Genomic DNA, 21,995 nt, shown 5'->3' with positions numbered 1-21,995 from the left:
ATTTTCTCATACTATCCTGACATAATTTATAGTCACCACTTATGCAAGAACTTTTAAAAAAATATCACATAGAATTAGAGGAAGATGAAATAAAAAAATTCGAAAAATTTTTAAGTATTTTCATAGAAACTAATAGCCAAATTAATCTGTCAGCTATACGTGATGAAGCCTGAATCATAGAGAAACACTTTGTTGATAGTCTCATGCTGGCTGCGCTTTATGATATAGAATGAAAAGTTGCTGACCTATGAACAGGTGGATGATTTCCAGGTATTCCACTTGCAATTGTTTCACCCGATGCTGAATTTACTCTCATAGATTCGGTTGCAAAAAAAATGAAAGCAGTTGATGGATTTATCGATGCCTTAGAACTTGATAATGCTGAAACCCTCGTAGGTAGAGCTGAGGATATAGGAAGAAATATGGAATACAGAGAGAGCTTTGATCTCGTTGTTTCTAGAGCAACTGCGTATTTTCCTACTTTGCTTGAATATGTGCTCCCACTGATAAAAATATGATGAGTTTTTGCAGCTTATAAACTGACGGACAAAGAGGAGCTTACGAGTACTAAAAAAGCACTTGCCAGACTAGGAGGAAAAATTATGAAAGTAAAAAACTACGAACTTGCTGGACAAGAAAGAAGTATTATCTTTATAGAAAAAGTCGCAAAAACACATCTCAAATATCCTCGAAAGGTATGAGAACCACTTAAAAATCCAATAATATAAAACAAACTATGATATACATATTCCCTACTGATACATGTTATGGTATCGCGTGTGCTATTGATGATAAAAAGAGTTACGAAAAAATCTATAAAATGAAAAAACGTAAATTTGATAAACCACTCGCAATAATGGTCTCAGGTTTTGATTGGCTACGAAAAAATACTGACTTACTTCCAGAACAAGTAGATTTTTTAGAGCGTTATGAAAAACCATTTACTATTTTGACAAATTCAGACACAGTAGAGCTCTTTTTACAATATGCAGATGACAATGAAGAACACTTTATCAATAAAGATGTCTATACTCAAGTAGCTTTTCGAGTTGCGAGTAACGGAATAGAAGAAAAACTCATAAAAAGAGTTTGACCAATTTGGCTTACTTCTGCAAATACTTCAGAAAGCTGAGAAAATTATAATATTGAAGAAATTGAAGAAGATTTTGCTTATTATATAGAAAAAGGAAGCATAGAAATCCTTGGTGGAAACACTATTTTAGATGAAGATGTTCCTGCTTCTGATGTATTTCGTTTTGATTGAGAGACTTTAGAGCTTGAGTATGTAAGAAAAAACTAGATTTTTGATCATTCTGGGTTAAATCATAGACTCGTCAATAAATCTGTAAGGTCTTTTGAATATGCTGAATAAAGTGAAACTGTATTTGAAAATGTATCTTTCCAAAGATTAGAATTTCAAGAATATTTTGCAATCACTAAATCTGCTATAGAAGGAATATCTTCCCAGCCCAAATATAGCTCTAATTCTTCTGAAAATTTTCGTATAATGAGTCCTGTTTGATGTAATATTTCTGGATGTGAAAATGCCTCTAGATAATATTTTCTCGTTTCTTCATCAGTATATTCTGACAATTCAGAAGTTGGAATTCATGCAATTTCTAAACGAAGAAGTTCAGCAATTAATTTTCATGCTTCAATACTCTCTATTCAAGGGTCATTTCATATTTGAACCGAATCTCAAGCTGCTGGAGTAGCTGTAAGTATAAACATAGAAGTTGAAACTGCAGTTCTTAAAGGTTTTATTTTTCTTAAAAAATCTCTAAACCTTCATTGTTTTACATCATCTATAATTTCTTCAAATTCTGTAGTAGTTAGAGGTACTTGTACCATTGTTTAATATTATTTTAATTATAAACATACTTAAACTTCCAGATTTAGGCTTCTAATGGGATAAGTTTAAGATTATCCAGAGCATATTCTAAATTTTGCACCCAAGAAAAAATACTTTTAAAAATTGAAATAGTATTTTCAGCTGCTTTATAATCATGATTTTGTAAATCTCAATATACTTGTACTAACAAAATCAATTCATTTCATTTGAATTTATAGCCTGTATTTTCATACAATGAAATAAGCCAGGTCTCTAAAGTTTTTTTAAAATCTAGACTCTTTAAAGTGTCAAACTCTGTCATTAAATCAAGGATATTTCAAGCTGGATTTCACTGACTATCAAATCATTCATTATATAAGTATGATTTTAACTCATCTAATCACATGTCCCACATGTTTCCATCAAATACTGGTTTTTCATATCGTTGGTTCAAATCATCGTAGAGATAATATTGCTCCATTTCTTGTCATCTCACTTTTGAAGCCATTATTGTTGTGACACCTCATACAGTTAACATGATTACAAGTCCCATTTTTTCCACTCCATTCAAGCGCAATAAAAATGTATCTTTTTGAGAATCTAAAAAAATTTCTTCTTTATTTAAGTTTTCAAACATATCTGCATTCTCACCAATTCCCCACTCTGTGTGTCAAAATTTATCCATATACCTAAAATATATAAATTATTAATAAATCTATATTACATAAATAAAATATTTGTCAATAAAAAAAATCTCCTGAGTGGAGATTTTTTTATTGTTATCAATTTCAAATTTGTTTCAAATGTTGCATAATTTGTTGTGGACTTACGAGTGCATGATTTAATCAATCTCAAGCATAGTAGCTTGCACCTGACATATCTTTTGGAAGTGACGCCCACTCTTGAGAGAGTTTTTTCATGAAGCTTGCATCTGTTATTTTTCATGACATAAAGTCATCTAAACCTCTTTCATTCATTTTCCATATTGTAAATTTATTTTGAGCTGCCATATCAAATTTATCGTTTGGGTTCAATACTCCAGCACTTATTGCTCAATCCATAGTATCTCTGATTATCTGACAGGCACCAACTGCAGATGATTTGCTTCCTGCAGCTACCATTCTGTCTTGAAAAATTCTTACTTCCCTAATTGACATCTCTGTAATAGGCATTGGAGGTTGAATAGGACATCAAGAATAGATAATATTTGGATTCCCATTTGATTCTGCTTGATAAATAGTATTAATTAATGATCAAACTCATTTAGGTAGATTTTCAAAGCTTGAACTCACATCGATTCTTTGACCGTTATCATAATATTTTCACATCGTATCATTGAGAATATCCTCATTACTTAATACATCGCCGTTTACTTCTTTCCAAATATTCTCTCATTCAACGAGTTCAAAATTTTTATCTGTAAAAAATTCTATAAACATTTTCATGAGCATCCCTGCAATACCTCCAGGAAGAGTCATTCATTGAAAAGCTTCTTGAGGATTAGGAGAAATCATTGCTTCTCGGATAGATCTTTGCTGCGTAGTAGCAACTCAGCTACTTTCCAAGAGTCAATTTATTTGCTTAAATCTCTCAGTTTGTTCAGGCGACCCCTCATCTGTAAATTTTTTAATAATTTCAATTTTTGACCCATCCCTTAACGGATATAATTTTCAATCTGATTTAAACTGGCTCCCTTCAAACTGCATGTTTTTTCAGTCTAGTAATACTTCTTGAGAATTTCTTGCTATAATTGCAAGATTTAATTTTCAAGCTAATTCAGTATTTCTTCAAAAATTTACGATATATGATTTTCCTTGTTCTAAATCTTCAGAAATATTTGAACCATCTTCATGTACTAAAAATAATTTTGCTAAATTAACTCATTTTTTTTGTAGTATTAAAATATGGTCAGAATCTAGTTCTTCAAATGTAGGAGTTACTCACTCAGAATTCGTTAATGCTTGTTTTATTTCTTCGTTTTCTAATATTTCATTATAATTTTCATGACTTGAATCAAGTCTTTCTTCTCCAAGTTTCTCTTTATTATCTCATACCATCGTCTCATCTCTCAAGGCTATGTCAGCTAATCTATTTATCTCTTGAATTCCAGATATTGCTTCAAGTTTAAAAAAATCTAATTTATCTGAATCAGTCATGTCTTTTAGAACTGAAGTATTAATTTGTTTAAAGATATTTACAACTTTTTCCATAGAATTAGTATTGTTCTCTTTTCAAAAAAATGGAGATAATTTTATTCAAATAGCTTCTATTCGAGCTCTATATTCATTTTCAAGTGAACTAAGTTGATCAATTTCAATTTTGTTATTTTCAGCTTCTTGCTCAAATGCTGCATCAAGTTCTGTAGTAATACTTCATCACTCTATGACCGTATCTACTGATTCATTGAGCTTTGATATATTTAAGCTTATTATATGCTCTATTTGATGACCTCTATCTCTGAGAGTGTTTAATTGCTTGAATCGAGAAGTATAGAGCTCTAATAATCTATTAAAATCATCATCCTCTTCGCTTAGACCTGGATATTCTCAAGATTTCACTTTTTGAAGAAATGTACCAAGTATATTTGCATACTTACTAATAAGACTTGAATCATTATCAATGCCCTCAAGTTCTTCATTTAATTCTTTAAAGGCTAGATTTTCTGTAGAATCTACTTTATCTTTTGGTACATTAAGTTCTCATGATTCAATTCATCCACCATCTGGCCCATCGGTAGGATTTGCATTATAACTTACTACTAAGTTCAAAAATTGTTTTATTTGTTGATTGAGAAAATACATACATATGTATAAAAAAATAATATCCTCTTAAGGATATCATTTTTTGGATAGTGACGCAAATTATGCAAGATTTCTATCTGTATTTCATCTATTAAATACTATTATCGCTCAAATTGGAGGAGTTCATCCTTTATTTGATGCTTTTCATTTTTCAAGATCTTCTGGCATGGTCCATCCTGCAATAGGTTTTCTAATAGGAGCTAATGATACTGAATCGGATTGATTTCATCCAAGCATTTGATTATTTCAAGCATAAAAAGCAACATGTCATTTCCCTGTTTTTCATATAAATGCTTGAGAAGACAATGTTGGAGTAATGTTATATCAAGCTTCTTTTAGTACATAACTCACATATCAGGCACACCATGGAGTTTGTCGAGCTGATTTTGCCATTCACATTAAGAATTTATCCGCTTCTCCAGAATTTTCATGTATTCCAGTGTAAGTCATTCCTCTTGCGAGTACATCCTTATCTCAGACCACATCAATTCACTCAAATCATCACGCTTGAGAGCCTGGTTGTTTTCATTCAATCATATCTATGATAGCTTGAGCAAAGTTTCATAAAAAAGTAGATTGTTTTTCTAAGGCTTGTCTTTCTTGAGAGCCTTCCGGAAGTGACTGTATTTGAGAATCAATTTTAGCTATTTCTGACTCAACTTCAGTTTTAGATCATTGCAACATTTCTGGAGTTGATTGTTCTATTCACTCAGGAACTTCAGTTTTACCAAGTCAATCAATTCCCGCAGTACGCAACACTTCTTCCATTCATAGGTCTTTTGCAAGTGCAGATACTTCTGGATCATCAAATCCAATCGTACCCTCAGCTAGTTTCCCTAACATTACTTGTTCCTGTGGTGAACTATACCTTTCTCATAAACTAAAAACATCTCACTCAGTTTGGCCTATAGGAGCTGGCATAGATTCAGAGAGATTATCAGTTCTCATATCAAATCAATTTGTTTCGATATTTTTAGAAGAAATATTTCAGTATGCTAATTCTCAATCTTTTATGAGTCATCTTTCTTTTTCTTGATTAATTTGAGCATCTAATTTACTGGATGTCTTTTTAGCATGTTCAAGGGTATTTTCTGGAGTAGTTATTTTGTCTGATTTTTCAGAAGGTGTTTTAGCGATTTGTTCTGGGTTTTGAGCCCCCTGCACTTCAAAATCTACTCTTAAATTAAGAATAAACTGAGTTTTTATTTGTTCAAAAAAATACATATTTTACATATAAAATAATAATATAAATCTATACTATCATATATTTTCAACAAGTACAAAATCTCATATATTAAAAACATTGAGTTTTAAGCTCAATTCAAATTTCACAGTTTTAAAAAATACTATATACTCATACTATATACTCTTAAAAACTTATATGGAAAATATAGATATTTTTATAATCCTGCTGTCGCTCTCAGCTTTTTTACTCTGTTGAGTATTAGTAGCTATTCTCGTTTTAATAAGTAAGACAAAAGGATGAAACCAAAATAGTGAAAGCTCAAGTATGATTCAAGAACAACTTCTCAATATACGAAAAACACTCGATTATAAACTCGCAGAAAGTAATAAATCTATGACCGATAATATGAGTCGAACCTTTGCTACGAGTAGTAAAATATCTGAAAACTCAAATAAACAAATCGAAGAAATAACTAAGAAACTCACGGAACTGTGAGAAACAAATAAACAAATTCAAGATATAGGAGCTCAACTCAGAGGACTTGAAAATGTACTAAAAAACCCGAAACAACGAGGAAATCTCTGAGAATATTTTCTCAAAGAGCTTCTTGAAAACGTGTTTTCAAGTGATCAATATAAATTACAATACGCACTCTCTATTTGAGTGGTAGATGCTGGACTCTTTTTATGAGGCAAAACTATTCCTATAGACGCTAAATTTCCTCATGAAAACTATGAACGTCTGACTCAGTCAGAGGATGAATTTTCCATAAAAAAATACTCTACAGATTTAAAAAGAGATATAAAAAATAGAATCGATGAAGTTTCTAAATACATATTACCAGAAGAAAACACCACTGATTTTGCCTTTATGCTGATTCCAGCAGAGTGAATGTACTATGATATTTTTATAAACAAAATCTGAGATATCTCACCTACAAAACTCATTGAATACGGTTTTTCTAAAAAAGTTATAATCTGTTCACCAAGTGGATTTTATGCATATTTACAAACAGTATTACAATGAATGAAATCACTCCAGATAGAAGAAAAAGCAAAAGAGATACAGAAATATGTCTTAAAATTACAAAAAGACATATCCAGTTATGAAGAAGTATATTCTAAACTTTGAAACTCTCTCTCTACTACAGTGAATCATTTTAATACTTGAAAGAAGAGACTTGAGATAATAGATAAAGATATTTTGAAAATAAACCCAGAAGCTCAAGAATCTAGAACTAGTATGGAATCTATAGATAAACCACTACTAGATTAAGTATGAGTTACAATGCCATAGGTCAATATCAAAAAATTGGCTTAAAAACATTATTTTTTTATAATTCTCTTACAAAGTATCTCTATACTTTGATGTGCTACAATGATTTTATTATTTAGAACTTTATTATGAAAAAGAATTTATCACTCCTTATGTTACTAGCATTACTATCAATGCCTTTAGCACAGACTACATTTGCTGACCATGAAGACGATAGCGACGACACGAGCATTGAGACTCAAGATTCTGATGAAGACGAAATGGAAGATGAAGATGAAATGGAAGATGAAGATGAAATGGAAGATGAAGATGAAATGGAAGATGAGGATGAAATGGAAGATGAAGACGAAGATAGAAAAGATATGAGAAAAAATGAGATGAAAACTCAAAAAAATGAAATGAAAGACTCAGTTAAAGCAAATAGAGAAGAAGCAAAACAAAACAGAGAAGACTTCAAAGACGAATATAAAAATAAACTGAGAGATTTATGAAGTGAACTTACGAGTGAACAAAAATTGGAACTTCAAACTTTGAAAGCTGAAACAAAAGTTCAGTTAGAAGCACTTGAGAACCAACTTGAACTCGCTACGACTGACGCTGATAAAGTTCTTATTCGAGCTAAAATGAAAGAAGTAGCTATGGCTTCTTATGAGGCTATAAAAGAAATAATAGGTTCTAGCTCAAATGGAATTGATATCATTGAAAAAAGAGAACGAGTTTTAGAAGCGAATGCAAAATTAAGAGAAGAAAGCAAAGAACTCAGAGAAGAATATAAAGAAGTAAAAAAGAGTCTTGTTGAAAAATATAGAAAAGCATTTCTTAAAAGATTGGAGAAAACTTTAGACAAAATTCCTGCAGAAAGACTACCACAAATATCTGCTCGAATAGAAGTAATGATTGAAAATAACCAAGATAATACTGCATTACTTGCTGCTCTTATCGCTCTACAAGAAATTATAGACGACAGAACAGATTCAGTTGAGGTTGAAGATGAAATTATGACAATAGTAAATGACTTACTCGCTGAGTAATTTCTTTATAGCAAAAAATAACTACTTATACAGTAGTTATTTTTTTTGTGTCAGTTTTTTCTAGGTGGATAAGATCTGGAGTAGAAAAATATAATGAGTTACTTTGTTGATGCTTGAATAAATACTGATTATACAGTCGCTCAGCTTTGAATATATAAAATGGACTAGTTATACTATAAAAGAGTTTATATTTTACAGCGTAGTTGGCAAAGTCATCTATTTCAAGTGATAAGTATTTATCATCTCAAAAGTAATTTGTCACTTCAGAACCAGTCAAATCGAGTAACATTTCATCATACGCATCCTGACACACTTTTGCAACAGCTTCCTGAGAAATTGAATAATCTACAAATATTTCTTTTTCTCTGAGTATTTTATTAGATTTTCATCCAATTCCATTTGATAGATTTTTTACGATGAGATTACGAAATTCACTGGGACGAAACATTATTGGATTTGAATATCGTAAATCTATACACTTCACTTCTGTCAGTGAGATACTTTTTATCCAAACATGTAAATCTCTATCATAAATATAATAAACATTTCCCGTCTCGAAGTTCTTTGATTGTAAAAGAATAATTCAGGCTATCATATCCAAAGCCCATACTGGTGCTGTGAATCACATAAATGCCAATATTCAAGCCCAAAGTCCTCCTATTTGGATAAATGTATTGAGCTCAAATATTTGAATACAAAGAAATATTCCTATAAAAAAAACAAATACATTTACAAAGAGACCAAAGAGACTGACTTTATATCATTTTTTGAAATATTTTTGCCCTGAAACCTCAACTTCTTCTCCATAAATAAGAAGTATTTTTCTTTGGCAATAGAGTGAAATAATATAGAGAGCAAATATTGAAAAAGTAAAAGTTACAATATTTTGTAACATTTCAATTTTAAAAATAAGCGAAGCAAAATAAATGCTTGTCACAATAACAACAGCTCAAATCATAAAAAACTCTTGTTTTCATGCATTAAGTTGTGGAGTATTTCATTTTGTATGTTCTTTTTTTTCAATATCAGTTCTAAGAAAATACCTTGAAAAAACAAATATTATTATAAGTATAAAGAAAACGAGAATATCCCACATATAGAGGTAAAATGTATTGAGAAAATCTATCAATGCAGAGAATTAAGCAGTATTAGCTATATTCTAACATAAGTTCTAGTATTTCGTCAAATCCAGACTGAGTTTTCGTTGATATATATATTGGATCTAAATATGAAAATTTTTCCTGAATTACTGACAATTCATCTTGTGAAAGATTATCAGTTTTGTTAAAAATATATTTTTTATCTTGTGTCGCTCATATAGTATCCAGAATATCATCGACAACTTTTATTTTCTCAACGACTTTGGGATCACTTGCGTCTATAACATGAAATATCAGATCAGATTCTATGGAGTCCTCAAGGGTTGATGCAAAAGCATCGACAAGTTGAGGTGGTAGGTTTCGAATAAACCCAATCGTATCTGAAAGGAGCACTTCTGTTCCCTTCATATACTCAGATTGTGAAGTTTCCTTTGGAGCAATCCAAAGTTTTCACACACTCGTTGTGAGCGTAGCAAAGAGTTTATCCTCAGCCAACACTCATTTATTAGTAAGTGCATTTAGGAGACTCGATTTTCAAGCATTCGTGTATCCTACAATTCAAACAGTAAGAAAACCTTTTTGTTTTCGACCTTGTCTATGAGTTTCTCTTACTTTTTTATATTTTTCTAAATCTTTTCTGATTTCTAATTCTCTACGAGCTAAATGACGTTTCATGGTCTCAGTGTTTGTCTCACCTGATCCTTTTCAACCTTGACGACCAAGTTCCATTCACATATTGAATATTCTTGGTCACATATGTTTGATTGCAGCGAGTTCAATTTGTAGTTTAGTTTCTTCCGTTCGAGCATTTTTTTCAAATATTTTGAGAATGAGATCAACTCTATCCCAAGCAACGGCTCATATTTTTTTAAGTTCTTCATTCAAATTATACATCTGATGAGGTTTAAGTATGTTTCAAATAACGAGTAGATTTGCTCATTGTTGGTGCATCTCATGAATTATCTCGTCGAGTTTTCCTCCTCATATATACGTGTTGTAATCAGGAAGAGCTCGTTTTTGTATATGCTCTAAAATAACAACTCACCCAAAAGTATTAATGAGACTCTCAAGTTCCATCATCCTATCTTCCAAATTCTCTTTTTGAGCTTCATCATGAGGTAATATATCTGCCACAAACACTTTGAGTTCTCATTCTCAGTTCCCAATTTTTGCTTGCAATGCTTCTAAATCTCGCTCAGATACTTCACTATAATCTATTATTCACATAGTTTTTTTATTATTTTTTGTATTTTAAAAATCTATTTTACCTATTAATTGTAAGAATAGAAGAAATATTTTGACTATGTTTTAAAATTACATATTCTACATTTAGCACAAACCTATAAAATAAAAAATGAATATAAGACTTAAAAATACTTCTTGGAGTTATTTCTTTTACTTTTTCTACCAGAAAAATGGAAGGATTTCTTTTTGTATTTAAAGCACTCAATTTTAAAAACAAGCACAAGTTCTTCCAATCGGAGGAACTTTTTTAATTTATATAACTTTGGAAGATGAACAATTTAAATGAAAAATGAATACTTAGAGCTCCTGAAAGTGTAAAAAATGCTACTATAGAGGAATTAATGAGCTTGATCCGATGACAACAAGATGCTCTTTTTACTGGGATATATATGGACGAAGAAACAGTAGAAAGAAAACAAGAAAGATTTGATATGCTCAGTAATGAGCTTAATGAGAGACAAACTAATAATATTTAATTATATTTCTCGATAAAAATTACTCTTTATTTACAGTGTATTTTTATTATACTAGCCTACAATACTCATTAAACAAAATAAATAAATGGATTACGAATTAATAGTTGTGGGAGCTTGAAGTGCTGGACTCCCAGCTGGAATGTATGCCAGTAGATATAAAATACACAATGTTGTCATAGGAGCACAACCAGGTGGTGCTCTTGCTACCAGTCATAAAGTTGAGAACTGGCCCTGAGTTATTTCAGCAAGTGGAAAAGAAATAATGGATAGTTTCAAAGAACATGCTGAGTTATCAGGAAGTGATATACTTCAAGATACTGTTGACTCTATCACTCAAATAGAGGGATGATTTTGTATTAAAACTACTAATAAAGAGTTTACAACAAAATTCGTTATACTCGCAACATGAAATACCTATAGAAAACTATGAGTTCCTGGAGAAAAAGAATTTCTTGGAAAAGGAGTAAGTTATTGTGCAACGTGTGATGGTATGTTTTTTAAAGGTCGAGATGTGGTGATTGTAGGAGGGGGAAATACAGCACTTACTGAAGCGCTCTATCTCGCAGAAATATGTAACAGAGTTACTATTATTCATAGAAAAGATACATTTAGAGCTGAGGATATATGGGTTGACCACGTAAAAGAAAAAGACAATATCGAACTCATGATGAATGAAGAAGTAGACCATATTGATGGTAGCATGTTCCTCGAGCACGTAACACTCAAGAGCTGAAATATTGTAAAAGCAGATGGATTCTTTGTTGCTATTGGTTCAGATCCATCTATCAATCTTGTTTCTCATATGAATCCTGAAGTTGATGATGAGAATTGTCTCGTGGTAGATAAAAGACAAGAAACCACTATTAAATGACTCTACGCTGCCTGAGATGTGACGACAAACTCAAACAAATTTAAACAAACAATTATGTCAGCAGCCGAGTGATGTCTCGCTGCAGATAGCATTCACGAAGATATTCTTCGAGGATAAATAAACAATAAAAAGAGCTTCCAAATTGGAAGCTCTTTTTTTATTTTATAATCTTAAGTGAAGCTCTTTGTGTTTTTTTACGAAGTATTTCAATATTTTCAATCAAAAATTTTTCAAACATATTCCCCCATTTTCATCATTGTTGAATAAAAATATCTTCTTTTGAATCATAAGATTTATCGCTTAAAGATTGAATCCAATTATCAATAAAATCACCATAATTTTCCATTCAATCACCAGTTACACAGTATTCATAATCTAATTTTCAATGCAGAGCTCTATATATATTAAGAAATAATTCAAGTGAATTCATTTTTTCTAAAGAAACTTCTCTACTATCATCATCAGAAAATAAAATAAACTCTGGATTGTGAATTTTTAATACTTCTCAATCCTTTTTTACAGTTGCAATTTCATTTGAGAATTGCTGAGTTACGTTATATTCTCATCACTCTTTAGAAAGGAAAAATATTATTTCTCACTCTGAATCTATTGGAAATAATCAATGCTCTCTTCATAATTGTAAAGATTCTGGAATAGATAATCCATTTATATCATTTCTTGTTTCTTTCCCGGCTGAGATTAATTGATCAACTTTCTCTTTGCAAATCTCTTTAATTGTGAATTCAGCAATTCATAATTCTAAATAAATTCACATAAAATTCATTATCGTATTCACGAATTCTTCATCTGATAATCAAGTATTAATCTGATCCCATATTTCAGGATGAGATATCATTTCTTCTCTGAATGTTTGTAAAAAATGTTTTAATTTTGAAGTATCTCAAAATATATCTTCTATATCAGAATAAAATTCGTCAGAAAAACTACTTCTCCCAACTTTTGGAAAATTTTTATATCTTTTTCTTTCATTGCATTTCGTTGATTTTTGGTATTTTAGAAAAAATCTTAAAAAAAACTTACTCTTCAAAATATTTCATACTTCTAAATACTTATTTTGATCTAGTGTGTGTACATTCATTTATTATTCTTTAAAATATATAAATAAAAATAAGGTTTTTAAGAAGTTTGTCAAAATATAAAAACATGCTTTAATAAAAATTTTAAATTCTCAGATATTATTTTATACTTCATTAAATAATTTATAATGGATAATGCATGAAATCTTCGTGGGATGAAATAATAGCAAGTGATAAACAATATATAGATTTGATATGATATGGCAGTATTCTCAATACATCCTCTCATGAATGACAAACCTCAACATCAAAAACAGTATTAGTTTCTGGTTTTAAGCGAATTTATAATCTCAAAATGGTACCATGAGATATGGATCCTGATATACTTGAAAACTTCCGAAAAAAGTATTGGGTAAAATACTGACTCGAGTCATATGAGGATGTCATCAAATTACAAAAATCTAATAACTGCGTCCTCAATATCATTCCATGAGATTGTGATGATATACTCAACGGAGTACTTATAAGAATTCACAGAGAGGATTTTGTGACCTATAAACAAAGAGAAGAAATATATGAACTGTTTGAAACTCAGTTTGAATTTATTCACCCAGTAACGTGAGATAAAAACTCTAGTGACCATTCAGCTTATATTCTATCAGCTCTTCCAGAATACACAATTGATTGATGACATGCCTTTCTTCCCTATCATAACTTTTCAAGAGATGGAGCCTATGAATTTGGAGATTATTTTGGAAAACTTTTTGATGAGACGACCCATCAAGTAGGTGTTTAAACAATAATAAATAATATATTCTTTACTTGACTTAATATTTTATTATAGTAATAATAATACTTCTGATTTATATTCGTTTATATGAAAGATACCATTGATGCTCAGAGTTTTATAGATTGAAGTTTAGAATTACAAACAAGTATTTATAAATTTGTACGATATTGCAAAAATCTTGCTGAAGAATTAGAAGCAGGAATGGATTTTAAACAAGAATGAACTAAATGAGCATGATATACTGCCATTATTCAAGAATATCTTCCAAATATATTCACTTCTACAAATGAAACTATAAATCTTGATTCAAATATCAAAATCCTTTTCAATCTTTTACAAAATTGATTTTTTGATGATAGCCCATATATGTACTGACAAGTACATGTATTATGTAAAAAACTTACAGTATTTTCGAAAAAAGACTTTAGTCTAGAGCTACAAGAAAGTCTGGAAAAATGATTTATTGTACAAGAAAATACAACACTATTAGATCCTACAAAATCAGAAAAAATTCAAATCGATGTAAAAAATAAATATAATGAATCGCTCGAAGGTTTTATTGTTTTTATAAATATATTAAAAGTTATTGCTCCAGATCTAAGTTATATCTATGATGGAAAAACTAAAAATATTCATCCACTCTTTCAGAGAAGATATTTAACATTTCAAAAATTGGTAGAGCAATATAGAAAATGGGAACTAGAGAAGCTCAGAGAAAATCATAAAATAGTATCAAGATGAACCCAAAATAAAACTCTAGATTGAATTAATAATTTTTATTGAAAATTATCTACTTTATCACTTGGTGAGCAAATACTCGAATTTTGAATCCATGTTATGAAAAATTGAGAATTTGATTGAATAAACGATGAAAACGAAGTTTTTTCATCACTATGAATTCTTGCTGCAAAATTTGGTACTGTGTATACCAATCAAGTAAAAGATTATGTTACTCAACTTGATGAACCAGAAAATTTAGATTGGTTTCAAGAGAACCTGTCTATGAATATTTGGGAATTAGTAAACGAACTTGAGTGAGAAGAATATGGGACACTATCAGATACTTTAAGTATAATTTTAGAGTCTTTACAAGTTGAATGATTTAAAGTTTCTCAAGAATTATGAGATACAAAAGATGAAACTAAAAAAGTATACACGCTATTTTCTGAACTCTTGAGAAAAAATCTCATCAAAGAAAAAGCTTTGAAAGATATAATGTTAAAACTCTGTTTTCAATATTTTAAAGAACATGATCCCATTCAAGAAAATGTACTTTGAGAATTCATTCGTTCAAAAAAAACACAAGCTAAAATTAAAGAACTTCAAGATGACTCAGAATCTTTATTAGAAAGAATTGATAATTTTTATCAATTCTTGAAAGTAATTTCAAAAAACAAACCTGATTTATATATAGAATTTGAATGAGAACTTATACCTAATCCTAAATATTGAATATATATTTCAAATATGGATGAACTCATTTCCCAAGTAAACGGTTTACAACAAAAAGAATTAGAGCAAAAACATATTTTATGAAAACAAGCTTTCTATAATCAAATTTCTTGAGAATTAGATGAAATGACTCTCAATATTACATATGATGAAGATATTTTCATGAAAGCATATCTCTTATGAACTCATTTACTCTCTTTCTGAATATTAGATGACTACGCATTGAAGTCTGATATGCGACAAATACTCTTAAATTTATCTCCAAGAAGTTCAGAAAGATATGAGGATATAATTGCAAAATATACCTTTAAAGATGAAGTGGATGAATTTTCTTGAGAAGTAGAAGGTTACATTTACAATATCCTCGATGCAATTGATAATTGAGAAGAAGATACAGTACTTCAGACACATATTGATGGATTTCTCATATTTTTGGAGAGTAATGGCCTACTTATGCCTAAAGAAATACTCATCTCAGAAAATTTGTGAGACCTTATTTACAGGTCACTGGCATATATTCTCCTTCAATGAATTATTGAAGATAAAAATATGCAATCAGAAGTAGGACAATTTTGTGTTATGTATTTTGAAAACTCACAATGTGATACTGAATCTTTAGTTTTAGATTATATGAGAGGCATCCAACTGTGACCAAAAAATTGATAACTATTTTACAATTTAGATTTAAAAAATGAATTGAGGAAGAAATGAAAGCTTACAATCAGATGAAAGGACAGAAATTTTTGAATATTCACTGGATAAATTTTTAAAATTAGCTGATAATATCAGTAAAGAAAAATTAGACAAATGAGAATACAAAGAACTTGGTGACAATCATATCAAGGAGGTTTCGGAGTATCTATATTCAATTTGAGTTCTCAATGAAACAGAATTAAACTCAATGTATGATGGAAGCCTTGATTTTGATGAATGTGTTTTTTTTCTCCTTGAAAAACTTATATTCGGATTGTATTTTACAGAATTAGAACCTATTATTGTATATAATGCGAGTGTATCATGAAATTATGTATATGCCTGTAATAGTTACGTTCGTCTTGCCAAAGATTTATGAAAAACAATACGTTCTCATCCATTTTTAAAAGCTGAAATGCTTCAAATAGAAAATAAAACTATAGATTATGAACTCGAAAATTTTACTGAAGAAATTATTGATATTTTCATTCATTGAACTCACCTTACTAAAACTGAGTCTTCTACACAAATAGATGATTTTTTAAATTATTTATTCAGAAAGCGAGTTTTAACTCAAAATGAGTTCGTATCTGCAATTTCAAGTAATAACATTGAAGAATCAGTAGAACATATCATTTCTGAAAAACTTATTACATCTGGAAAAATCATAAGTAAGTGAGTTATTAATCATTTTAAAGATTTTAGTCACGCACTTATTTCAAGAAAACAAAATGAAACTAAAAATAAAGTGGATTGAGTATTAGGGTTTGACGATGGAGAAGTAGATTATGAATTTGAGTATGATGTTTTAATCTCACATTTATTTAAAGGTGTAAGAATTTTAGAAAACCTATGAATTTCTGGAGGTGAACTCATTGATTATGATGTAGAAGAATTAATTGAATTAGCGAGTGAATATGATGTATTAAATCTTGATCAAGCTCAAAAATTTTTGGACCTGCTACTCAAAGATAAAAAATTTAGTGCTCAGATTATATTTCAAGTCTATCAAAATTTTTATGAAAGCAGCTACGTAACAGATATAGATATAAGTGATAAAGAAAGAAGTATTTTACAGCAAGATATTCGTGATAGTTTATATTCTTTAAATATGCTCGCTTCTACATGAGAATTTAGATAATCACTCCACTTCCCCATAACTCATCACCATAATAGAGAGCTAATAATTGACCACTCGCAATTGCTCGCTGTGGAGTTTCAAAGACTATTTTATATCTCTCTCCCTCATGAGATATGACGCAATTTTGATCCGCTTGTCTGTAGCGGATTTTTGCTTGAGATTTTTTAGGAAGTAATTTTTCTTCTCATAAAAAATGGAGCTCATCTAAATAGAGCGTATCACTATACAGTTCATCATCAGCTCCATATCAAACAATGAGTCGATTAGTTTTTATGTCTTTATTCACCACAAAAATTGGCTCTGGCATACCTCAGATATCAAGACCTTTTCTTTGACCAATCGTATAATAAAATACTCATTTATGCGTTCCAAGGAGTTTCCCAGAGGTATCATAAACCTCTCAAATAGAGTTTGGTATTTTTTTTTGTAAAAATTCTTTAATATCTACTTTTCACACAAAACAAATTCCTTGGGATTCTTTACGCTCAGCATTTGGGAGCCCTGCTTTTCGTGCTATATCTCTCACTGAAGATTTTTCTATTCATCCAATCGGAAAATATGACTTACTTAATTGGTCTTGAGAGAGTCCAGCGAGAAAATATGATTGATCCTTATTTGAATCAACTCATTTAAGGAGTGTATAGCTTCAATTATTTTCTTCTATCCTTGCATAATGCCCGGTCGCAACACCATCAAACCCGAGCTCAAGTGCTTCATCCAGAAATACTCGAAACTTGATCTCTGAGTTACACATAATATCAGGATTTGGAGTAATCCCCTTTTGGTATCACGCGTACATATAGTTAAGTACTTTATCTTCGTATTCGTCTCTATAATCAAAGGTAAAGAATGGAATCTCTAAATAGGCAGCCACTTCTTTTGCTACTTCGATATCTTCTTTCGTCGGACAATATTCTCCTTCTGGAGCCATATAGTTTATCATAAAACCAGCCGTGATATCATATCACTGCTCTTTGAGGAGATAGGCTGTTACCGAACTATCTACTCACCCAGAGAGTCCAACGAGTATTTTCTTATTCTTATTTTTCAACACAATATTATCTTAAAAATCATTTTCTTTATTGTAAACAAAGTTGCGTTGAAGGCAAATAAACGAGACTCACATAATTGATATTTTTCTTACTTATTTTTTACAATCAATCACTATTATACCTGTACATGAAATGAGTTACTCGCTTCTATGGGACATATCGAGAGAATATAATTCTACAATTTCGACAAATATCTGTCTTGTACTCATTTTCATTTATACTAAAACAAATTAAAAACTCTCCAAATCATTGAGAGTTTTTTTATTGTTAGAAATTTGTACATCAGATATTATATATTATATTTTTCTTTCTTTTTACTTACATTTTATTCATATATTTTACGTAACGCAATGATTTACTCGCTTCTACGGGAATTCTGAAAGAATAAATATTTATAAAATTTCAGCAAGTATTCGTCTTGTTATCATTCACGTTAAAGCCTTAAAAAAAGCTCTCAATATTTGAGAGCTTTTTTATTATCTATTATCTTCTTCGAGTTTATGTATATAGGCTTCTATTTCATCTTGGCCTGCAAAAATACTATTTCAAGTTATAAGTTCATACATAACTTGAATAAGATAGTATCCAAAAGTAGAAAATAAAACATATATAAATGCCCAACTTAGTTCCACAAATCACAAGTCTATCGTCACAGAAGTGAAATATAAACTAAATACGTACATAAAAATTAAAAAGAATATTATTTGTGAAAAAAATTGTCGATGCATCAAAATGACTTTGTTTTTGAGTTCTCTATTACGAAACCATACTGACATAAGTCCTGATACAATTCAAGATAAAAATGTGAGAGCTATATAGAGCATTATTTAATTTTTTATATTTTAAATTCAATACAATATAGTATGAATCATATGTAAGAAGAATCTAAGAATCATAACTTGGTCTAATACTATCATCCGAGTTTGAATCAAAGTAAAATAGTATCTCTTTTAGGAGAAATTCTACTCCTGGATGATTGATATGTGAGATATGAGCAAGAATATTTTGATATTTTTCATGGAAAAATTGATTCCCTATTCTATCCTCTACTTTTGCTTCAATCAGTGCTGAAAATATATCAGCGTATTTCACCAGTTTCCCTGACTCTCCATCAAATGGCTCTAAAATATATGAGTATACAAAGTTTTTATATTCAGGGCTTATATATCCAAAGAGATAATCGTCCATCATCGTTTTTTCTACTTCTTCCAGTAATTCTACAAATCAAGGAACCGCTTTTTTAGTTGGAGTAATAATATCTCAAGTAATAACTTCTGGAACATCGTGATAAATTGCTCTGTAGAGCATATCTTTGATATCATTTTCTTCTCACTCTTGATTTCCAATCATACCTATGATGTATGATATATATGCAACCACTACTTTATGACTCATCACTGAAATAGGAGTATTTCTTCCGTATTGATTCCATCTCATAGAAAAACTGAGCCTGTATATATGAGAGAGGTATTTTTCTGAATCATTTGAGTTCATGAGGTTTTTTAAACTTGGGAGTTTATCTGCCAGCTTTTTGAGCTCTGTTTTCATCTCTCCCATAGGTACCTCATACATATCTGGAAATACTCTCGAGTTCGTTGATCCCTCATAATATCACACGTATTTTTTTGCAGCAAAATAAATGGTATCTTCAAGTTCTCTATCCGTTCTCGTAAGAGTAGTTTTAAAATCTCGTTTCAGTATTTCTGGGGCTTCACTTTGCAAGAAATAATCATAGGCTTTTTCGTAGAGTTCATCAAAAATATCTGGACTCAGTTTCTTGATATATCACTTCGTACCAGAATTAATATCTGATAAAATAAGATCAGCCAGTGAGGTGAAAATTATTTTTTTCATCAAATACAGGGTATCTATACTCTCTCATGATATTTTTTCTTCATCATACGCTAAAAATAATGCGGTATGAAGTGTTGCTCCAACATTATCCATTTGTTTAATATCTACAACTCTTGGAAAATTATTCCATCTAATAATAGAAAGTCCTCGAGTGAGCATAAGCCTCAGTGTATTACCTACCATGGGTTTAGGTTGTTAGAGTATACGAATTTGCAATTTGAAATCTATATTACAAAAAAATAAAAAAATCCCAAGTGGGATTTTATTTTTTAATTATGTCATTTTATCACAACAAGTTTCAGACTTTAGAAGCACTGTTTTGTCGTAATTGAATCATTGGCTCATTAGTTTTCAGCTTTTCTATCTGCAAAGTGAGCTCTTCAATATCTGGATGAGATAATCAAGTATCAGCTTGAAATATATTATAAACTCAAATTCAACTTTGAATTCATTGCTCAATTCAGATTCAGATTTTAGCCTCTTGGCTAACTTTTTCTATATTGTTGATGACATAATTCATAGCAATTAGGGCTCTAAATGCTCTAAGTATGTGCTCTTCATTTTTTTGAGCTTGCCTGATTCTCAATTTAATTGATTTGATAAATCAAAGACTTAAGGATACTTCAGAATCTGGTGTTCAAAGAATTCGCTCTACTATTGGAACATACTTATCAATGAGGCTTGAATTAGGGTATTTTAATGGTTCATTCATAATTTTTTTTATCATTCTAATCAATGTCCACCATTTCAATGTTTTAAGTTTGGTATTTCTTGTAATTTTAGTATAGCATCTGTAAGATTCATAGTTCATTTTCTCGCTTTGATAACAATTGAATCTATATGATTTGTTTCTGAGTCATTTCCTCACATAATATTAATTTGCTGTTTTACTATTTCACCTATAAGCACAACATCTTGTATTCAAGGAGAAATTAGCTCTCATTCTCTCGGGAGGTTTGGAACTTCATTTTGCATAAAATTTATTATAAAAAAATATTATAATTAATATAATTAATAATTAATAATTGTCAATTAAATTTTTAATATTTTTATAATCGCTCATACTTGCTTCTGCATCTATTTTTTATAAAATAATGACAACTTAAACAAACAAATTATGAAAATTTGAATTGATGCTCGTATATATGATGATGGCATATATTATAGAGCTTATGTAGATGAGCTCATTGAAGCATTTGCTAAGATTAATACTGAGCATACAATAGTGGTATATAGAGAAAGTGATTTCCCTAAAAATATTCTACCGTATGTGAAAGATGTTCAAATAAAAAAACTTTTTGAAGCAGAAAAACTCTGACTTCTTATTTGTTTTGATGTCCCAACTCCTGTTTGATACTCTTGAGATGCATTTATAATTATAGAAAGTTTAAAAGAAGTATTTTTCCCAAAAAAGAAATTTATTTCGCGTAAACTCTATAAGCATACGCTTCAAAAATCAATAGCTCACTCTCAAAAAGCTATTGTAATGGACACACAAACTGCTTTAGAGCTCAATGAACAACTCAATGTTTCTGAAAATAAAATTGAAAAGATTCATTGATTTTTCCCCAAACTCAATATTTCAACACATTCTTCACTTGAAACTGATATTAAACTCAAGCATAATTTGAAATGAGAATACCTCATTTATGATTCTGGAAATGAACTCCATCATAACTTTGAGAGAATACTGAGAGCTATAAAAAAAATATCAGACTCATGAGTCATTCTCTCTATTATTATACTTTGTGATGACACCATTCAGGATCTAGATATTAGAAGTAAAGCATTAGAATATGGTATCAGTCAAAATATTATCTTTCTCTGAGCAGCTCCTCAAGAACTTGAAGCCTCGTATTATAAACAAGCAGCTTGAGTCATATTTTCAAGTATTTATGAATCTTTTCCATTTTCATTTTCTAAGGCACTTCATTATAATGTACCTATTTTTGCAAATGATATAAATAGTATTAAAGAAGTAATGTGAAAGAGTATTTATTATCTCGATCCATTATCACTCTATGGAATGACTGATATTATAATTTGAGGTCTTTCTAAATGACAAACTCCAGATTATAGTCATTTACATGATATTTTTAACTCTGCTCAATCTGCAAAAGAACTTATGAGACTTGTAGAGATGAAAAACTAGTCAATTAC

At 30.1% G+C, this 21,995-nt stretch carries 22 protein-coding genes; 10 read left to right on the top strand and 12 right to left on the bottom strand.

The window, feature by feature from the left end; translation table 25 throughout:
* Positions 1-41 precede the first annotated feature (41 nt).
* Both rsmG and GW846_01560 read left to right on the top strand, forming a co-directional pair.
* On the top strand, positions 42-728 hold the full coding sequence (gene rsmG / locus GW846_01565) for a 16S rRNA (guanine(527)-N(7))-methyltransferase RsmG (protein ID NDK09447.1): 687 nt from the start codon (positions 42-44) through the stop codon (positions 726-728).
* An 8-nt stretch (positions 729-736) separates the two neighbouring features.
* Positions 737-1,300 (top strand): Sua5/YciO/YrdC/YwlC family protein, encoded by a 564-nt coding sequence (locus GW846_01560; GenBank protein ID NDK09446.1) that lies wholly within the window; start codon positions 737-739, stop codon positions 1,298-1,300.
* On the opposite strand, the gene GW846_01555 is transcribed toward GW846_01560, so the two are convergent.
* From GW846_01555 to GW846_01540, 4 genes are all read right to left on the bottom strand, one after another.
* Entirely contained in the window at positions 1,297-1,851 is a 555-nt protein-coding gene (locus tag GW846_01555) for a hypothetical protein (protein NDK09445.1), read from the bottom strand. The genes GW846_01560 and GW846_01555 overlap by 4 nt on opposite strands.
* 44 nt (positions 1,852-1,895) lie before the next feature.
* Positions 1,896-2,516 (bottom strand): hypothetical protein, encoded by a 621-nt coding sequence (locus tag GW846_01550; GenBank protein ID NDK09444.1) that lies wholly within the window; start codon positions 2,514-2,516, stop codon positions 1,896-1,898.
* 94 nt (positions 2,517-2,610) lie between these two features.
* Complete coding sequence (locus GW846_01545) at positions 2,611-4,632, bottom strand: glycoside hydrolase family 104 protein (protein ID NDK09443.1); 2,022 nt, start codon at positions 4,630-4,632, stop codon at positions 2,611-2,613.
* A gap of 60 nt (positions 4,633-4,692) precedes the next feature.
* On the bottom strand, positions 4,693-5,856 hold the full coding sequence (locus GW846_01540; protein NDK09442.1) for a hypothetical protein: 1,164 nt from the start codon (positions 5,854-5,856) through the stop codon (positions 4,693-4,695).
* Between the two features lie 157 nt (positions 5,857-6,013).
* On the opposite strand from GW846_01540, the gene GW846_01535 reads away from it, so the two are divergent.
* Both GW846_01535 and GW846_01530 read left to right on the top strand, forming a co-directional pair.
* On the top strand, positions 6,014-7,093 hold the full coding sequence (locus GW846_01535; GenBank protein ID NDK09441.1) for a DNA recombination protein RmuC: 1,080 nt from the start codon (positions 6,014-6,016) through the stop codon (positions 7,091-7,093).
* A gap of 128 nt (positions 7,094-7,221) precedes the next feature.
* Positions 7,222-8,124, top strand: a complete 903-nt coding sequence (locus tag GW846_01530; protein ID NDK09440.1) for a hypothetical protein — start codon at positions 7,222-7,224, stop codon at positions 8,122-8,124.
* A gap of 25 nt (positions 8,125-8,149) precedes the next feature.
* On the opposite strand, the gene GW846_01525 is transcribed toward GW846_01530, so the two are convergent.
* Both GW846_01525 and hflX read right to left on the bottom strand, forming a co-directional pair.
* The gene (locus GW846_01525; protein NDK09439.1) at positions 8,150-9,220 is read right to left on the bottom strand and encodes a hypothetical protein; all 1,071 of its coding nucleotides are present in this window, start codon (positions 9,218-9,220) and stop codon (positions 8,150-8,152) included.
* A 52-nt stretch (positions 9,221-9,272) separates the two neighbouring features.
* Positions 9,273-10,451, bottom strand: a complete 1,179-nt coding sequence (gene hflX, locus GW846_01520) for a GTPase HflX (GenBank protein NDK09438.1) — start codon at positions 10,449-10,451, stop codon at positions 9,273-9,275.
* 287 nt (positions 10,452-10,738) lie between these two features.
* Between hflX and GW846_01515 the strand changes: the two genes are divergently transcribed.
* Both GW846_01515 and GW846_01510 read left to right on the top strand, forming a co-directional pair.
* Positions 10,739-10,945, top strand: a complete 207-nt coding sequence (locus GW846_01515; GenBank protein NDK09437.1) for a hypothetical protein — start codon at positions 10,739-10,741, stop codon at positions 10,943-10,945.
* 85 nt (positions 10,946-11,030) lie between these two features.
* Positions 11,031-11,933: an FAD-dependent oxidoreductase gene (locus tag GW846_01510; protein ID NDK09436.1), complete on the top strand. Its 903-nt coding sequence runs from the start codon at positions 11,031-11,033 to the stop codon at positions 11,931-11,933.
* Positions 11,934-11,973: 40 nt separating this feature from the next.
* Here the strand turns inward: GW846_01510 and GW846_01505 are convergent, their stop codons facing one another.
* Positions 11,974-12,915: a hypothetical protein gene (locus GW846_01505; protein ID NDK09435.1), complete on the bottom strand. Its 942-nt coding sequence runs from the start codon at positions 12,913-12,915 to the stop codon at positions 11,974-11,976.
* A gap of 137 nt (positions 12,916-13,052) precedes the next feature.
* Between GW846_01505 and GW846_01500 the strand changes: the two genes are divergently transcribed.
* The 3 genes from GW846_01500 to GW846_01490 all read left to right on the top strand — a co-directional run bounded on the left by GW846_01500 (position 13,053) and on the right by GW846_01490 (position 16,929).
* Positions 13,053-13,649, top strand: a complete 597-nt coding sequence (locus GW846_01500; protein NDK09434.1) for a hypothetical protein — start codon at positions 13,053-13,055, stop codon at positions 13,647-13,649.
* 81 nt (positions 13,650-13,730) lie between these two features.
* On the top strand, positions 13,731-15,761 hold the full coding sequence (locus tag GW846_01495; GenBank protein NDK09433.1) for a hypothetical protein: 2,031 nt from the start codon (positions 13,731-13,733) through the stop codon (positions 15,759-15,761).
* A 25-nt stretch (positions 15,762-15,786) separates the two neighbouring features.
* The gene (locus GW846_01490; GenBank protein NDK09432.1) at positions 15,787-16,929 is read left to right on the top strand and encodes a hypothetical protein; all 1,143 of its coding nucleotides are present in this window, start codon (positions 15,787-15,789) and stop codon (positions 16,927-16,929) included.
* On the opposite strand, the gene mnmA is transcribed toward GW846_01490, so the two are convergent.
* The 5 genes from mnmA to GW846_01465 all read right to left on the bottom strand — a co-directional run bounded on the left by mnmA (position 16,922) and on the right by GW846_01465 (position 20,810).
* Positions 16,922-17,980 carry a tRNA 2-thiouridine(34) synthase MnmA gene (gene mnmA, locus GW846_01485; GenBank protein ID NDK09431.1) on the bottom strand — a complete coding sequence of 353 codons (1,059 nt, stop codon included), beginning with the start codon at positions 17,978-17,980 and terminating at the stop codon, positions 16,922-16,924. The genes GW846_01490 and mnmA overlap by 8 nt on opposite strands.
* Positions 17,981-18,457: 477 nt before the next feature.
* Positions 18,458-18,805 carry a hypothetical protein gene (locus tag GW846_01480; protein NDK09430.1) on the bottom strand — a complete coding sequence of 116 codons (348 nt, stop codon included), beginning with the start codon at positions 18,803-18,805 and terminating at the stop codon, positions 18,458-18,460.
* 61 nt (positions 18,806-18,866) lie between these two features.
* Entirely contained in the window at positions 18,867-20,018 is a 1,152-nt protein-coding gene (locus GW846_01475) for an HD domain-containing protein (protein NDK09429.1), read from the bottom strand.
* A gap of 100 nt (positions 20,019-20,118) precedes the next feature.
* Positions 20,119-20,547, bottom strand: a complete 429-nt coding sequence (locus GW846_01470; protein ID NDK09428.1) for a hypothetical protein — start codon at positions 20,545-20,547, stop codon at positions 20,119-20,121.
* 8 nt (positions 20,548-20,555) lie between these two features.
* Positions 20,556-20,810 (bottom strand): hypothetical protein, encoded by a 255-nt coding sequence (locus GW846_01465; protein ID NDK09427.1) that lies wholly within the window; start codon positions 20,808-20,810, stop codon positions 20,556-20,558.
* Between the two features lie 142 nt (positions 20,811-20,952).
* Between GW846_01465 and GW846_01460 the strand changes: the two genes are divergently transcribed.
* On the top strand, positions 20,953-21,987 hold the full coding sequence (locus tag GW846_01460) for a glycosyltransferase family 4 protein (GenBank protein ID NDK09426.1): 1,035 nt from the start codon (positions 20,953-20,955) through the stop codon (positions 21,985-21,987).
* Positions 21,988-21,995: the final 8 nt, after the last annotated feature.

It is taken from the genome of Candidatus Gracilibacteria bacterium, assembly GCA_010119145.1.
Classification (GTDB): domain Bacteria; phylum Patescibacteriota; class Gracilibacteria; order BD1-5; family UBA6164; genus JAACSU01.
Note: the sequence above shows the minus strand (reverse complement) of the source record. Positions and strands in the feature narration are given on the sequence as shown.